This is a genomic window from Frondihabitans peucedani (assembly GCF_039537585.1).
Lineage (GTDB): Bacteria > Actinomycetota > Actinomycetes > Actinomycetales > Microbacteriaceae > Frondihabitans > Frondihabitans peucedani.
The window spans coordinates 2,185,690-2,200,060 of record NZ_BAABAU010000001.1 but is presented as its reverse complement, the minus strand read 5'-3'; the positions used below and the strand labels follow the sequence as shown (position 1 = coordinate 2,200,060).

16 protein-coding genes are annotated in these 14,371 nt (G+C 72.6%); 2 read left to right on the top strand and 14 right to left on the bottom strand.

The genetic code is table 11. The features are described from left to right. Positions 1-46: 46 nt before the first annotated feature. Complete coding sequence (groES, locus tag ABD733_RS10335) at positions 47-343, bottom strand: co-chaperone GroES (protein WP_344795685.1); 297 nt, start codon at positions 341-343, stop codon at positions 47-49. Positions 344-483: 140 nt separating this feature from the next. Between groES and ABD733_RS10330 the strand changes: the two genes are divergently transcribed. Next, complete coding sequence (locus ABD733_RS10330) at positions 484-1,680, top strand: THUMP-like domain-containing protein (RefSeq protein ID WP_344795683.1); 1,197 nt, start codon at positions 484-486, stop codon at positions 1,678-1,680. Positions 1,681-1,714: 34 nt separating this feature from the next. Here the strand turns inward: ABD733_RS10330 and ABD733_RS10325 are convergent, their stop codons facing one another. The 11 genes from ABD733_RS10325 to glmS all read right to left on the bottom strand — a co-directional run bounded on the left by ABD733_RS10325 (position 1,715) and on the right by glmS (position 10,453). Beyond that, a complete protein-coding gene (locus tag ABD733_RS10325) occupies positions 1,715-1,921 on the bottom strand; it encodes a hypothetical protein (RefSeq protein ID WP_344795681.1) in 207 nt (68 codons plus the stop codon). A gap of 9 nt (positions 1,922-1,930) precedes the next feature. Then, the gene (locus tag ABD733_RS10320) at positions 1,931-2,503 is read right to left on the bottom strand and encodes a DUF4190 domain-containing protein (protein WP_344795679.1); all 573 of its coding nucleotides are present in this window, start codon (positions 2,501-2,503) and stop codon (positions 1,931-1,933) included. A gap of 200 nt (positions 2,504-2,703) precedes the next feature. After that, positions 2,704-3,006: a DUF4190 domain-containing protein gene (locus ABD733_RS10315; RefSeq protein ID WP_344795677.1), complete on the bottom strand. Its 303-nt coding sequence runs from the start codon at positions 3,004-3,006 to the stop codon at positions 2,704-2,706. Positions 3,007-3,057: 51 nt separating this feature from the next. Then, a complete protein-coding gene (tsaD, locus tag ABD733_RS10310) occupies positions 3,058-4,110 on the bottom strand; it encodes a tRNA (adenosine(37)-N6)-threonylcarbamoyltransferase complex transferase subunit TsaD (protein WP_344796073.1) in 1,053 nt (350 codons plus the stop codon). Next, positions 4,110-4,622 (bottom strand): ribosomal protein S18-alanine N-acetyltransferase, encoded by a 513-nt coding sequence (rimI, locus tag ABD733_RS10305; protein WP_344795675.1) that lies wholly within the window; start codon positions 4,620-4,622, stop codon positions 4,110-4,112. Before rimI ends, tsaD begins: the two co-directional genes overlap by 1 nt. Continuing rightward, entirely contained in the window at positions 4,619-5,344 is a 726-nt protein-coding gene (gene tsaB / locus ABD733_RS10300) for a tRNA (adenosine(37)-N6)-threonylcarbamoyltransferase complex dimerization subunit type 1 TsaB (protein WP_344795673.1), read from the bottom strand. The genes rimI and tsaB overlap by 4 nt, the downstream gene beginning before the upstream one ends. Before the next feature lie 58 nt (positions 5,345-5,402). Next, complete coding sequence (tsaE, locus tag ABD733_RS10295) at positions 5,403-5,900, bottom strand: tRNA (adenosine(37)-N6)-threonylcarbamoyltransferase complex ATPase subunit type 1 TsaE (RefSeq protein ID WP_425552879.1); 498 nt, start codon at positions 5,898-5,900, stop codon at positions 5,403-5,405. Beyond that, positions 5,900-7,069 carry an alanine racemase gene (gene alr, locus ABD733_RS10290; RefSeq protein WP_344795671.1) on the bottom strand — a complete coding sequence of 390 codons (1,170 nt, stop codon included), beginning with the start codon at positions 7,067-7,069 and terminating at the stop codon, positions 5,900-5,902. The genes tsaE and alr (ABD733_RS10290) overlap by 1 nt, the downstream gene beginning before the upstream one ends. Then, positions 7,066-8,178: an alanine racemase gene (gene alr / locus ABD733_RS10285; protein WP_344795670.1), complete on the bottom strand. Its 1,113-nt coding sequence runs from the start codon at positions 8,176-8,178 to the stop codon at positions 7,066-7,068. The genes alr (ABD733_RS10290) and alr (ABD733_RS10285) overlap by 4 nt, the downstream gene beginning before the upstream one ends. Next, entirely contained in the window at positions 8,175-8,555 is a 381-nt protein-coding gene (locus ABD733_RS10280) for a holo-ACP synthase (RefSeq protein ID WP_344795668.1), read from the bottom strand. The genes alr (ABD733_RS10285) and ABD733_RS10280 overlap by 4 nt, the downstream gene beginning before the upstream one ends. 50 nt (positions 8,556-8,605) lie before the next feature. Continuing rightward, positions 8,606-10,453, bottom strand: coding sequence for a glutamine--fructose-6-phosphate transaminase (isomerizing) (glmS, locus tag ABD733_RS10275; protein WP_344795666.1), 1,848 nt, complete (start codon positions 10,451-10,453; stop codon positions 8,606-8,608). A gap of 111 nt (positions 10,454-10,564) precedes the next feature. On the opposite strand from glmS, the gene coaA reads away from it, so the two are divergent. Further along, positions 10,565-11,512, top strand: a complete 948-nt coding sequence (gene coaA, locus ABD733_RS10270; RefSeq protein ID WP_344795664.1) for a type I pantothenate kinase — start codon at positions 10,565-10,567, stop codon at positions 11,510-11,512. Positions 11,513-11,658: 146 nt separating this feature from the next. On the opposite strand, the gene ABD733_RS10265 is transcribed toward coaA, so the two are convergent. Together ABD733_RS10265 and glmM are read right to left on the bottom strand one after the other, a co-directional pair. Then, a complete protein-coding gene (locus ABD733_RS10265; RefSeq protein WP_344795662.1) occupies positions 11,659-12,858 on the bottom strand; it encodes an MFS transporter in 1,200 nt (399 codons plus the stop codon). Positions 12,859-13,000: 142 nt separating this feature from the next. Beyond that, positions 13,001-14,371: a phosphoglucosamine mutase gene (glmM, locus tag ABD733_RS10260; protein ID WP_344795660.1), complete on the bottom strand. Its 1,371-nt coding sequence runs from the start codon at positions 14,369-14,371 to the stop codon at positions 13,001-13,003.

Below are 14,371 nucleotides of genomic sequence, written 5' to 3'. Positions count from 1 at the left end.
AAGGCCCCGACTCCGTGAGGAGCCGGGGCCTTCCGGGGTGTCGCTGTCAGCTGACGACGACCGCCAGCACGTCGCGAGCCGAGAGCACGAGCAGGTCTTCCCCGCCGTACTTCACCTCGGTCCCGCCGTACTTCGAGTAGATGACCTTGTCGCCGACGGCGACGTCGAGCGGAACGCGGTTGCCCTTGTCGTCGATGCGACCCGGTCCGACCGCCACGACCTCGCCCTCCTGGGGCTTCTCCTTGGCGGTGTCGGGGATCACGAGACCGGAAGCAGTGGTCTGCTCGGCTTCGACCTGACGAATGACGATGCGATCTTCGAGCGGCTTGATGTTGACCGACACGGTTGACCTCTTCTTTCTAAACGAGCTGCGGCAGCGGAACTGGAAATCCGTGGTTGGCACTTCACGCGTGTGAGTGCCAGAACCACCTTAGAGCCGGATTGGCACTCGGTCAATCCGAGTGCCAATGACACCATAGAGACATGCAGCCGACCGAACTCCGCGAACTCCTGACCGTCGACGGACTCCGGCTGCTCGACTCGCTGCCCGCGTTCGACCAGAAGGCCGACGTCGTCCAGCAGGTCGCCCGCCTCCGCAAGGAGGGCCACTCCCCCTCGCTCGTCGCCGCCGTGCTCACGCAGGCGCGACTCCGCGCCAAGGGGCGGTCGAAGTTCGGCGACTTCGCCGACCGCATGCTCTTCACCGAGGCGGGGCTCGAGCAGGCCACGCGGCTCCCGGTCGCGTCGACGCACGCCGGCCGCTTCCGCCGCGCCGGCCTCCGGCGCATCGCCGACCTGGGCTGCGGCATCGGCGGCGACGCGCTCGCTCTGGCCGCCCTCGACCTCGGTGTCGTCGCCGTCGACCGCGACGAGGTGACGGCGGCGATCGCCACGTACAACCTCGCACCGTGGCCCGCGGCCGAGGTGCGCCTCGGCGCCGCTGAAGAAGCCGACCTCGACGGGGTCGACGGGGTGTTCCTCGATCCTGCGCGCCGAACGGAGGGGCACAGCTCGACCAGGCGCCTGCAGGATCCCGCGGACTGGTCGCCCGCCCTCGACACCGCGTTTGCCTTCGCCGAGCGTCTGCCGACCGGCGTGAAGCTCGGCCCCGGCGTCGACCGCGAGCTGCTGCCGTCGGACGCCGAGTGCCAGTGGATCTCGGTCGACCGCTCCGTCGTCGAGGTGGGCGTCTGGTTCGGCGCCCTGGCGCGGCCCGGCATCCGGCGCGCAGCCCTCGTGCTCGGGGCGCACGGGCCCGCCGAGCTGACCGCGGCGGGCGACTCGGACGACGTCGAGGTCGGCGATCTCGACGAGTACGTGTACGAGCCCGACGGAGGCGTGATCCGCGCGCGGCTGATCGGCGACCTGGCCCGGCTGATCGGCGCGCGGACCATCAGCCGCGACATCGCCTACCTCTCCGGCCCGACCGCCGTCGCGACCCCGTTCGCGCAGTGCTTCCGGGTGGTCGAGACGTTCCCGCTCGACGAGAAGCGCCTCCGGCAGGAGCTCAAGAAGCGCGGGATCGGACGCGTCGAGATCAAGAAGCGCGGCGTCGACATCGACCCCGCCGCGTTCCGCAAGCGGCTGCAGCTGTCGGGCGCGAACGAGGCGACGCTGATCCTGACCCGCGTCGCGGGCCACCACACGGCGCTCCTCTGCGAGCGCGTCCAGCCCGCCTAGGGGGCGCCCGGCGGCCTTCCGGCGTGCAGGATCGTCAGACCCGCACCAGGAGCAGCAGGAACGCCACGCACCCGAAGACGACGAGGCCCGTCAGTGCGACGGCCCCGACCCAGACCGACGCGATCGCGATGATCGCCCGGCCCGCGGTCTCCCGCTCGCTCGGCGTCGCAGCCGCCCGGTAGCGGCGCCACAGGGCGAGGACCAGCCCGAGCCGGAGTGCGGAGGCTGCCCTCGGGATCACGAGTCGGGCCTAGTTCATGTTCGGGTCGGCCGCGACGATGACCACGACGACCACGATGTACGCGACGAAGAACGCCACCCCGACGAAGCCGGTGATGATGCCGGCGAGCGCCATGCCCGCGCCCTGCTGGTGGTACTGACGGGTGCGTCGACGAGCGATGAAGCCCAGGATGATCGCGGCGATGGGCATCAGAGCGAAGAAGAGGAAGCCGCCGATCACGCCGACGATGCCGAGGATCATCGAGACGATGGCCAGCGGGCTCGTCGTGCCGGGCACCGGCCCGCCGTACGGGTTCTGGCCGTAGGCGTTCTGGCCGTTGGGATTCTGGCCGTAGCCGCCCTGACCGTAGGGGCTCTGCGCGTACGGGTTCGGCGCCGGCGTGCCGTACGGGTTCTGGGCCGGCTGGTTCTGGCCGTAGGACGGCTGATCCTGCCCGTAGGCCGGCGGGTTCTGCCCGTACGCGGGCTTGTCCTGCCCGTAGGCCGGGGGATTCTGCTCATAGGCCGGCGGATTCTGCCCGTACGCCGGCGGCTGCGACTCGCGGCCGCTCTCGTCGGGCGTGTGGTCGGTCTGATCGCTCATGCTCGTCGCTCCGGTTCGTGAAGACGGCGTCCCCCGCCGTGCTGCCTCACCCGGCTCCGGGCGGTCGCGGGGGCGCGCCCGCCCGGTGGTGAGGGGTTCCATCGACCCTAGCGCGTACCCCCGACGGCAGGAGTCCCCCTGATCGGGGTCGCGTCCGCTGCACGCCGTAGCCGGCCCGAGAGCGGTCCGGCCGCGCGCGCTCAGCCTGCCGCGCGGCCGATGAGCACGAGGGCGATCACGATGACGACGGCCAGCGCGCCAAGGAGGACGCCGGCACCCGCGAGCCACCGCCCCCGCTGCCGGGTCGTGCCGATCTGCCGGAGCGCGACGATCCCGGTCACGACGGCGGCCACGCCGATGATCCCGTACCAGCTCAGCAGGAAGCTCAGCACGCCGAGGACGAGGCTGGCGATCGCGAGCAGGTTCCAGCGGCGGCCGGGCGGCGGCACCGGTCCGGACGGATCGTGCGGCGGAGGAGCAGCGGGAAGACGACCATCGGACATCGGCGGATCCTCTCGAGACGGCGACTCTGCGGTCTTACGAACCTACAGCGCCTACAGCGCCTGCGCGCTCGTCACCGGCAGCGTGGAGTCCGCGCCGAACGACAGCGGCGAGGGGCGGCGGCCGCGCGCGACGAGCTCGGCCCCGAGGACGGCGATCATCGCGCCGTTGTCGGTGCAGAGTGACAGGGGCGGGATCCTGAGCTCGATGCCGGCCTCCGCGCACCGGGCCGCGGCGACCTCGCGCACCCGCGCGTTCGCCACGACTCCCCCGCCGAGCAGCAGGCGGGGCACCCCGCGGTCGGCGCACGCCGCGAGGGCCTTCGTCAGCAGGACGTCGACGACCGCCTCGCGGAAGCTGGCCGCCACGTCGGCGGTGGGCACGGGCGATCCTGCCGCCTCGGTCTTCTCGACCCAGCGCGCGACGGCCGTCTTGAGGCCGGAGAACGAGAAGTCGTACCGGTGCTTCTCGAGGTCTTTCGGCAGGGTCAGCCCGCGGGGGAACCGGATGGCCGCAGGATCGCCGTCAGCCGCGACCCGGTCGATCTGGGGGCCGCCCGGGTAGGGCAGCCCGAGCAGTCGCGCCACCTTGTCGAACGCCTCGCCCGCAGCGTCGTCGATCGTCTCGCCGAGGAGCTCGACGTCGTCGACGAGGTCGCGGACGTGGAGGAGCGACGTGTGCCCGCCCGAGACGAGGAGCGCGATCGTCGGCAGCTCGATCTCGCTGCCGTCGTCGCGGAGCACGTCGGCCCCGACGTGGCCGACGAGGTGGTTGACCGCGTAGAGCGGTTTGCCCGCGCCGAGCGCGAGTGCCTTGGCAGCCCCGACGCCGACCATGAGGGCACCGGCGAGGCCCGGGCCGCTCGTGACGGCGATCGCGTCGAGGTCGTCGAGCGAGACGTCGGCCTCGGCCAGGGCCGCACTGAGCGTCGGCTGCAGGGCCTCCAGATGCGCCCGGGCAGCGATCTCGGGGACGACGCCGCCGTAGCGGGCGTGCTCGTCCATCGACGACGCGATGACGTTGGCGAGGAGGGTGCGTCCGCGGACGATGCCGATGCCGGTCTCGTCGCAGCTCGTCTCGATGCCCAGCACCAGGGGTTCGCGGATCACAGGTCCTCCGAGGTCGAGAGAGCGGCCGACGGCGCCGGGAGCGACGCCCGCATCACGAGCGCGTCGACCCCGTCGGGCATGTAGTAGCGGGGGCGGACGGCGATGCCCTCGAACCCGAACGACTCGTACAGGGTCTGGGCGCCGGGGTTGTCGACCCGCACCTCGAGGAACGTCTCGCGGGCGCCGCGGGCCGCGGCCTCGTCGAGCATCCTGCGCACCAGGTCTCGGGCGATGCCGCGGCGGCGGTACTCGGGCGCCACCGTGATGGTCTGGATGTCGGAGTCCGGCGACCCGATCGGAGCGCGGAGCCCGGAGTAGGCCACGACGGCACCCGCCTCGCCCGCCGCCTGCTCGACGGCGACGAGGTAGAAGCACGACGAGTCGGCGAGCTCGTGGGCCATGCTCTCGGGGCTCCAGGCGTCGTTGACGAACGCCGCCGTCTCGATCGCCATGATCGGCTCGAGGTCGGCCGGGGTCGCCCGGCGGATCTCGACCGCCCCTGCGGTCACGAGACCCTCTTGGGGGCGCCCGGCACGGTCACGTCGGGCGAGCGGAGGTAGAGCGGCTCGTCCGCCGCGAACGACCGGCCCGCGGCGTAGAGCGTCTCGCCGAGCAGGCCGAGGGCGGCTCCCGAGACCGCGGTGGACGCCGGGTCGGTGCGCTCGGCGTCGGCCGTGAACGAGGCCCCGCAGGATGCCCGGACCACCTCGTCGAGATCGTCCGGACGCACCAGAGACGGCCCGCTCACGCGCACGGGCAGACCCTGCTCGTCGAGGTGCGAGTACGCGCTCCAGTACACCTCGCGGCGCCGCGCGTCGGTGACGACGAGGAGCGGCTGCGCGGAGGCGGCAGGCACTGCCCGCTCCGGGGAGGCAGGCGCCGGCGCACCGGCCACGCCGCCCGCCACGAGCGCCAGCCCGCCGAGCCTCTCGAAGGCCACGGCGTCGTGGCTCACGAGCGGGAGGCAGGGCCTCCCCGCGCCGAAGGCGAAGGCCCGGGCGGCGGCGATGCCGACCCGGAGGCCGGTGAAGGGGCCGGGGCCCATTCCGGCGATGACGGCGCTGAGGTCGCGGGGCGACACCCCGGCCTCGTCGAGACAGGCGGCGATGAGCTCGCCGACGACCTCGGCGTGCCGCCGGGTGTCGAGCTCGGTGGCTTCGGCGAGGACGCCCCGCTCGCGGTCGACGACGGCCACCGACGTGCAGGAGGAGGTGTCGATCGCCAGGAGCATGGGTCAATCGTATCCGCGAGCGCCGACCCGGCCGGGCCTGCCTGGGCGCCGGGCGCGCTCAGGCGTCGAGCGCGACGCCGGCCCAGCGCGGCCCGTGCGCCTCGACGACCACGCGACGGGGCTCGTCACCGAAGTCGTCGGGATCCTGCTCGACCTCGCCGCCCACCGGGCGCTCGATGCGGACGTCGAGCCACGAGTCGGCGATGCCGTCGAGCATCCCGGCGCCCCACTCGACCACGACGACCGAGCCCTCGAAGTCGATGTCGAGGTCGTCGAGCTCGGCGGCTGAGCCGAGGCGGTACGCGTCGACGTGCACGAGCGGCGGGCCGTCCGGCCGGAGTGACGGGTGCGTCCGCGCGAGCACGAACGTCGGCGACGCGACCGGCCCGCGGACGCCCAGCCCGCGGCCGATCCCGCGCGTCAGCGTCGTCTTGCCGGCGCCGAGCGGCCCGGTCAGGACGAGGAGGTCGCCGCGTCGGAGGACGCCCGCCAGCCGCTCGCCGAGCGCCTCCATGGCTCCGCTGTCGGCGACGCCGCCCTCGAAGAGCCGGGCCATCAGACGTACACCCTCGGGATCCGCGGCCCGAGGCCGGAGACGATCTCCTCGCCGATCGTGCCGATCAGGTCGGCCCACTCGCCGACCGTCAGCTCGCCCCGCGATCCTGATCCGAAGAGGGTGGCCTCGTCGCCGACCTCGACCGGGTCGTCGCCGACGTCGATCAGGAACTGGTCCATCGCGACGCGCCCGACGATCGGGTAACGCCTTCCGCGGACAGCGACGGAGGCGCCGTGCTGCGAGCGCCGCGGGATGCCGTCGGCGTACCCGATCGGCACCAGCGCGACCGTGGTGTCGCGCGGGGCGCGCCAGGTGTAGTCGTACGAGACGCCCGTGCCTTGAGCGATGCGCTTGACGCGCGCGATCCTGGCGCTGAGGGTCATCACCGGCACGAGCCCGCGGTCGGCCGCGGTGACGCCGTCGGTCACCGGGATGCCGTACGTGTTCGCCCCCATGCGCACCATGTCGAGGCGCAGCTCGGGCCGTTCCAGGCCGGCGCTCGAGGCGGTGAGGTGGCGCCTCTCGAACCGGGCGCCGAGCGCCTCGGCTCGCTCCGTCGCCTCGGCCAGGGCCCGGGCGGAGGCGGTGTCGTCGTCGTCGGACGCCTCGGCGAGGTGCGAGTAGATGCCGCGGAGCCGGATGACGCCCTCGTCGCGGAGCTCGACGGCCCGGAGCACCAGGGCGTCCCAGTCGCCCGGCAGCACGCCGTCGCGGTGGAGGCCGGTGTCGACGTTGAGGTGCACCAGGGCCGGGATCTCGATCAGCGCCTCGGGGCGGGCGTCGGGGGCTGCGGCCGAGGCGACGCTCCGGACGGCCCGGGCCACGGCCTCGAGCTGACGGAGGCTCGACAGGCCGAGGTCGATCCGCTCGCCGACGGCCCGCTCGAAGGTCTCGGAGGACGCGAACTGCCACACCATGATCGACACCCGCTCGTCGATCCCGGCCTCGCGGAGCTCGTGGGCGTTGGCGAGCTCCAGCGCGCCGAGCCAGGTGACACCGGCCTCGACGGCGGCCCGACCGAGAGCGACGGCGCCGTGCCCGTACCCGTCGGCCTTCAGGACGGCCATCAGGTCGGCGGGTGCGACCACCTCCTGGAGGTGCCGCAGGTTCGCCCGATAGGCGCCGAGGTCGACGGTCGCGCGGCGGAGCCAGGGCTGGTCGATCGTCACGCGTACCTCCTGGGCAGGCGGTGCGAGAGCCGGGCGACGACCTCGTAGGTGATGGTGCCCGTCGCGTCGGCCCAGTCGGCCACGGTCGGGTGTCCGGCGGCGGCGTCGCCGAAGAGGACGGCCTCGTCGCCGAGCGAGACCGCGACCGAGTCGGCCCCGCCGTCGGGCCCGATGTCGACTGTCATGGCGTTCATGGCGACGCGGCCGACGACGGGGCAGAGGCGGCCGCCGAGCAGCACGCGGACGCGGTTGCTCGCGATCCGCTCGATCCCGTCGGCGTAGCCGATCGGCAGGAGCGCCAGGCGGGTGTCGCGCTCGGCCCTCCACGTGTAGCCGTACGACGTGCTCTCGCCCGCGGCGATCGCCTTGACGCCGATCACCGGCACGGCCAGGGTCAGCGCCGGGCGGATGCCGAGGTCGGCGGCGCTCCGGTCGGCGAACGGGCTGAGCCCGTACATCGCGAGCCCGAAGCGCACCATGGCCGTGCGCGGGCTGCTGTAGGTGAGCGCGGCCGCCGAGGCGGCGCTGTGCTGCAGCGGCGGGTGCACGCCCCGCTCGTCGAGCATCCCGACGGCCCGGACGAACGACGCCGTCTGGTGCCCGTCGTCCTGCGGGGAGGTGTTCGACAGGTGCGTCATGAGGCCCTCGACGCGGAGGACGCCCTCGCGCTCGAGGGCCGCCGCGCGGTCGAACAGGGCCTCCCACTCCTCCTCGATCGCGCCGTTCCTGCTGAGCCCGGTGTCGAGGCAGAGGTGGACGGCGGGCACGCCAGCCGCGGCGCACGCCTCGAGCTGCGCGAGGTCGCTGACGCCCGGCGTGATCTCGAACTGAACCGCGCGCTCGAACGTCTCTCCCGGAGCGTGCAGCCAGCTCAGGATCGGCAGGCTCACCCCGCCCCGGCGCAGCGCCACGGCCTCGTCGAGATCGACCACGCCGAGCCAGTCGACGCCGCCCGCCTCGAACGCCAGGGCGCTCTCGAGGGCCCCGTGGCCGTAGCCGTTCGCCTTGACGACGGCCATCACGCGCTCGGCGTCCACCGAGTCGCGCAGGATCGCCGCGTTGTGCCGGAGCGCGGACGTGTCGATCGTCAGCCGGGCCTCCTGCGTCACGGGGCGCGCACCTCCTCGGCGACGACGAACGCGGTCGCCACCCCGGCGTCGTGGCTCAGCGAGAGGTGGACGTCGGTGACGCCACGGGACTCGGCCAGGAGCGCCGCTCCCCCGCTGAGAGTCAGCGACGGAGCGCGCTGGTCGTCCGCCCCGACGACCATGTCGTGCCAGCCGACGCCGGTCGAGCCGCCGAGGGCCTTGATCAGCGCCTCCTTGGCGGCGAAGCGGGCCGCGAGCGACTCCGCGCGGCGCGGCTCGCCGTCGCGCAGCAGCTCGGCGTCGGTGAAGAGGCGCCCGCGGAGCCGCGGCGTGCGCTCCAGGGTGCGCGCGAACCTGGCGACGTCGACGACGTCCACCCCGATACCGACGATCGCCACAGTGATCCTGCGCCCTGTTCTCTGCTCGTCTGCTTCTCGGCCCGGGGCGTCTACTCGACCGTGACGCTCTTGGCGAGGTTCCGGGGCTGGTCGACGTCGAGGCCCTTCGCGGCGGCGAGCTCCATGCCGAAGATGTGCAGCGGCACGACCGCGAGCAGCGGCTCGAAGAGCGGGCTCGCGAGCGGGATGTGCAGGACCTCGTCGGCGAACGGCAGGACGGCCGCGTCGCCCTCTTCGGCGATCGCGATGACGCGGGCGCCGCGGGCGCGGATCTCCTGGATGTTCGAGACGACCTTGGGGTGGAGCGACCGCGGGTCGCGGGGCGACGGCACGATCACGAAGACGATCTGGCCCGGCTCGATCAGCGCGATCGGGCCGTGCTTGAGCTCGCCGGCGGCGAAGCCCTCGGCGTGGATGTAGGCCAGCTCCTTCAGCTTGAGCGCCCCCTCGAGAGCGATCGGGTAGCCGACGTGGCGGCCCAGGAACAGCACCGAGCGGGTGTCGGCCATCCAGCCGGCCAGCGTCTTGATGCGGTCGCCGGTCTCGAGCACGCGCTCGATCTTCTCGGGGATCGCCTTCAGGTCGTCCACGAGATCGGCGATGGCCTCGCTGCTCAGCGTGCCGCGGAGCGTCGCGAGGTGCAGACCGAGGAGGAACAGCGCGGTGCCCTGCGCGACGAAGGCCTTCGTCGACGCGACGGCGACCTCCGGGCCGGCGTGCGTGTAGATGACCGCGTCGGACTCCCGCGGGATCGTGGCGCCCTGCGTGTTGCAGATCGAGAGCACCTGGGCGCCCTGCTCGCGGGCGTACTTGACGGCCATCAGCGTGTCCATCGTCTCGCCCGACTGGCTGATCGAGACCACCAGGGTGTGGTCGTCGAGCACCGGGTCGCGGTAGCGGAACTCGTGCGCCAGCTCGACCTCGACGGGGAGCCTCGACCACTGCTCGATCGCGTACTTGCCGAGAATGCCCGCGTAGGCGGCCGTGCCGCACGCGATGATGATGATGCGGTTGACCGTGAGCAGCCGCTCGCGGATCGGGTCGAGGTCGTCGAGGTGGACGGCGCCGTCGACCGCTCGGCCGAGCAGGGTCTTCGCGACGGCCTCGGGCTCCTCGCTGATCTCCTTGGCCATGAAGCTCGACCAGCCGCCCTTCTCGGCGGCGGCGGCGTCCCAGGTCACCTCGAACTCGGTGGCCTCGACGGGGTTGCCGTCGAAGTCGACGACTGCGACTGCGTCGGGGGTGATGGTGACCAGCTGATCCTGCCCGATCGCCATGGCGCGGTGGGTGAACTCGATGAACGCCGCGACGTCGGAGCCGAGGAAGTTCTCGCCGTCGCCGAGCCCGATCACGAGCGGCGAGTTGCGGCGGGCACCGACGACGACGCCCGGCTGGTCGGCGTGGACGACGAGCAGCGTGAAGGCGCCCTCGAGCCGCTTCACGACCACGCGGAGGGCCTCGGCGAGGTCGCCGGTCTCGCGGTAGGCGCGGGCGACGAGGTGAGCGGCCACCTCGGAGTCGGTCTCGGACGCGAAGACGGTGCCCTCGAGGAGGAGCTCCTCTTTCAGCTCGGAGAAGTTCTCGATGATGCCGTTGTGGATGAGCGCCAGCCTGCCGCCGTCGGAGAGGTGCGGGTGCGCGTTCTCGTCGGTGGGGCCGCCGTGCGTCGCCCAGCGGGTGTGCCCGATGCCGGTACTGCCGTTCGTGACCGGCGACGCGTCGAGGTCGTCGACCAGCATCTGCAGCTTGCCGGCCTTCTTGCGCATGTCGAGCGTGCCGTCCGGCCCGATCACGGCGATGCCCGCGGAGTCGTAGCCGCGATATTCGAGCCGCTTGAGGCCCCCGAGGAGGACCTCCACGCTCTTGTCCGAACCGACGTAACCCACGATGCCACACATGCGCGCAAGCCTATTCGACGCCGACTGCGAGGCTCGTCCGCCTCGCGCTGCAGGCCTCATCCGCCTCGCGCTGCAGGCCGGTCCGCCTGTCGGCGTATAGCCTTTCGACTTATGGCCGACGCGACCGCCACCTCCCCTGCCCATCTGACGCCGTTCGTCGAGGTCGACCGCGACGCCTGGGCTGCGCTGGCGCCGGTGGCGAAGAACCCGCTCACCGAGACCGAGCTGGTCCAGCTCCGAGGGCTCGGCGACCGGCTCGACCTGCAGGAGGTCAGCGACGTCTACGTGCCCCTCAGCCGGCTGATCAACCTCTACGCTGCCGGGGCGCAGAGCCTCCACCGGGCCACCAGCGACTTCCTCGGAGAGCGCGCGCAGCGCACCCCGTTCGTGATCGGCGTCGCAGGATCCGTCGCGGTGGGCAAATCGACGGTCGCGCGTCTCCTGCGCGAGCTCCTGTCGCGCTGGAGCGACACCCCGCGGGTCGAGCTGATCACCACGGACGGCTTCCTCTACCCGAACGCCGAGCTCGAGCGTCGCGGCATCATGGACCGCAAGGGCTTCCCCGAGTCGTACGACCGCCGGTCCCTGCTGAAGTTCGTGTCACGCGTGAAGAGCGGGGCGGAGGAGGTGCGGGCACCGTTCTACTCGCACGTCGAGTACGACATCGTGCCGGGGGCGGAGGTCGTGATCCGGCGCCCCGACATCCTCATCGTGGAGGGCCTCAACGTCCTGCAGCCCGCTGTCGGCGGCCGCCTGGCCCTGAGCGACCTGTTCGACTTCACGGTCTACGTCGACGCCCGCACGCACGACATCGAGAACTGGTTCGTCGAGCGCTTCCGGCAGCTCCGCGAGGGAGCCTTCAGCCAGGAGGAGTCGTTCTTCCACCGCTTCTCGTCGATCCCCGAAGACGAGGCCCTGGGCTTCGCCCGCGAGGTCTGGCGCACCGTCAACGAGCCCAACCTCAAGCAGAACGTGCAGCCCACCCGCTCGCGCGCGACCCTCGTGCTGCGCAAGGGCCCCGACCACAAGGTCGCGTCGGTCCTCCTCCGCAAGATCTGACTCGCGCCCGCGCCCGCTCCCCTCCCCTCACCGCGCCCGGCGCCCCGTCCGTCCGCCCGCGTCGTTCAAACCCTCGCGATCGGCCGCGCCGGTGGTCCTAGGACCACCGCGCCAGCCGATCGCGAGGGTCTGAGGCGACCCCGGGGTCAGTCGGCGACGCCCGCGAAGCGCCCCCGACCGGCGAAGGCCACCACGCACAGCACCCCCATCACGGCCGCGTACCCGACCCCCGTCGCCGTGAGCCCGATCAGCCCCTCGGCCACACCGGCCAGGATCGCCGGCACCGAGATCGCGAGGTACGCCACGACGAAGTACGCGCTCGTCGCCTCCGTCCGCCTGTCGTCGGGGGCCGCCGCGACGATCGCGCGCAGCCCGAAACTGAACAGCAGTCCCTGGCCGGCACCCGACACGACCGACGAGACCAGCAGCAGCGCGAGCGAGGCGAGCGGCAGGGCGACGGCGAGCAGGATCATCCCGACGAACAGCTGGATGCTCCCGGTCGCGATGGCCGGCACGAGCCCGAGCCTGCCGAGCACGATCTGCGCGACGGCGGAGGCGGCGAACAGCGACGCGGTCGTCACGCCGACGACCAGCGGCGAGTGGATGCCGAGCACGGTCCCGACGAAGTTCGGCGCCACCGACGAGTAGAGGCCGCAGACCGCGAAGCCGGCGACGGCGCCGATGGAGGCCGCCGCGAAGACGCGCCTCGCCTCGCTCGGCACGCCCGGCCGCTGCAGCCGGAACCGCGCATCCTGCTTCTTCTCGACGGTCTCCCGGACCACGAGCAGGGCCACCCCGGCGATCACCAGCAGGATCGCGTGCACCACGTAGGGCGCGCGTGTCGGCCAGGGCGTCACCTGCGCCAGCAGCCCGGCGAGGAACATGCCGAGGCCGAGGCCGCCGATGTTCGCCGCGGTGGCCAGGGCTCCGGCAACAGCCTTGCGCGCCTTCGGGGCCTGCTCGAGCACCGCCACGGTGCCCGTGCTGGTCAGGATGCCGGCCGAGAAGCCGGAGAACACGCGGCCGACGAAGAGCAGGCTCTCGGCGGTCCCGATGGCGAAGAGGACGGCGCTGACGAGCGACAGCACGACCCCGGCCAGGAGCATGGGTCGACGACCGACGATCTGGCTCAGCTGCCCGACGCCGACGAGGGCCGCGATGACACCCGCCGCGTACACGGCGAAGAGCACGGTCGTCGTCCCGCCGGAGAAGCCGAACTGCCTCTGGTACTCGGGGTAGATCGGCGTCGGCAGAGTGGTGCCGATCATGACGACGGCGAAGACGAACACCACGGCGGCGAAGCCGAGGGACTGCCGGGCGGGTGCGGGGGTCGATCCTGAGCTCACCCGTCGACGTTACGCCGTCCGCGGCCGTCGGCACCGCGGGTCGGCAGCGGCACCTGTCCGCGGACAGGTGCCGACGCCGACCTGCGGCGCCGCAAGACGTAGCCGCAGCAGCAGCCGCAAGCAGCAGCAGCAGCAGCAGCAGCTAGGCCGCCGCGTTCCCCAGCCGCTCCCGCACGACCTCGGCGAGCGAGTGCGCGATCCTGTCGGCGTCGTCCTGCGAGGCGGCCTCGACCATGACGCGGACGAGCTGCTCGGTGCCCGACGGGCGCAGCAGCACCCGGCCGGCGTCTCCGAGCGACTCCTCGGCGGCTGCCACGGCTGCCGCGACGACCTCGTCGCCGTGCAGCCGCGCGCGGTCGACGTCGCGCACGTTGATCAGGATCTGCGGGAACACCGTCATGACGGAGGCCAGCTCCGCCAGCGACTTGCCCGTCCTGGCCATCTCGGCCACGAGCGACAGCCCGGTGAGGACCCCGTCGCCGGTGGTGGCGTGCTCGGCGAAGATGATGTGGCCCGACTGCTCGCCGCCGAGGCTGAAGCCGTGCTCGTTCATCTCCTCGAGCACGTAGCGGTCGCCGACGCCGGTCTCGACGACGCGGACGCCGTGATCCTGCATGGCCCGCTTCAGGCCGAGGTTGCTCATGACGGTCGCGACGAGCGTGTCGTCTTTCAGCGCCCCGCGCTCTTTGAGCGAGAGAGCGAGGATCGCCATGATCTGGTCGCCGTCGACGACGGCGCCCGACGCGTCGACCGCGAGGCAGCGGTCGGCGTCGCCGTCGTGGGCGATGCCGACGTCGGCGCCGTGCTCGAGGACAGCCGCGGAGAGCTGAGCGAGGTGGGTCGAGCCCACCCCGTCGTTGATGTTGACGCCGTCGGGGTCGGCACCGATGACGGTGACGCGTGCGCCGAGGTCGTGGAACACCTCGGGCGAGACGCCGGCCGCCGCGCCGTTGGCGCAGTCGAGCACGACGTGGATGCCGTCGAGGCGGTTCCGGACGGCACCGAGGAGGTGGACGACGTAGCGGTCTTCCGCGTCGGCGAAGCGCCGGATCCTGCCGACATCGCCGCCGACGGGCATGAGCCGCGGGGCGTCCATCGTGGCCTCGATGCGGTCTTCGACCTCGTCGGGCAGCTTCGCGCCGCCGAAGGCGAAGAACTTGATGCCGTTGTCGGGCGCCGGGTTGTGCGAGGCACTGATCATGACCCCGAAGTCGGCTCCGGAGTCGGCGACCAGGAACGCCGCCGCGGGCGTCGGGATCACGCCGGCGTCGAGCACGTCGACACCCGACGAGGCCAGGCCTGCGGCGACGGCCGCGGCGAGGAACTCCCCCGAGATGCGGGGGTCGCGCGCCAGGAGGGCGACGGGTCGTCGCCCCTCGGCACGGCGGGCATCGGCGTGATGCCCCTTCGTGAGCACGACCGCACTCGCCTGGGCGAGGCCCAGGGCGAGTACGGCCGTCAACTCGCGGTTGGCGAGGCCCCGAACTCCGTCGGTTCCGAAGAGACGCGTCAT

What these genes read in the sequence shown, in the direction of transcription:
- ABD733_RS10330 (WP_344795683.1), top strand. Translation starts at nt 484, where the DNA reads ATGCAGCCGACCGAACTCCGCGAACTCCTGACCGTCGACGGACTCCGG.
- ABD733_RS10320 (WP_344795679.1), bottom strand. Translation starts at nt 2,503, where the DNA reads ATGAGCGATCAGACCGACCACACGCCCGACGAGAGCGGCCGCGAGTCG.
- ABD733_RS10315 (WP_344795677.1), bottom strand. Translation starts at nt 3,006, where the DNA reads ATGTCCGATGGTCGTCTTCCCGCTGCTCCTCCGCCGCACGATCCGTCC.
- tsaB (WP_344795673.1), bottom strand. Translation starts at nt 5,344, where the DNA reads ATGCTCCTGGCGATCGACACCTCCTCCTGCACGTCGGTGGCCGTCGTC.
- tsaE (WP_425552879.1), bottom strand. Translation starts at nt 5,900, where the DNA reads ATGGCCCGGCTCTTCGAGGGCGGCGTCGCCGACAGCGGAGCCATGGAG.
- glmS (WP_344795666.1), bottom strand. Translation starts at nt 10,453, where the DNA reads ATGTGTGGCATCGTGGGTTACGTCGGTTCGGACAAGAGCGTGGAGGTC.
- coaA (WP_344795664.1), top strand. Translation starts at nt 10,565, where the DNA reads ATGGCCGACGCGACCGCCACCTCCCCTGCCCATCTGACGCCGTTCGTC.
- glmM (WP_344795660.1), bottom strand. Translation starts at nt 14,371, where the DNA reads ATGACGCGTCTCTTCGGAACCGACGGAGTTCGGGGCCTCGCCAACCGC.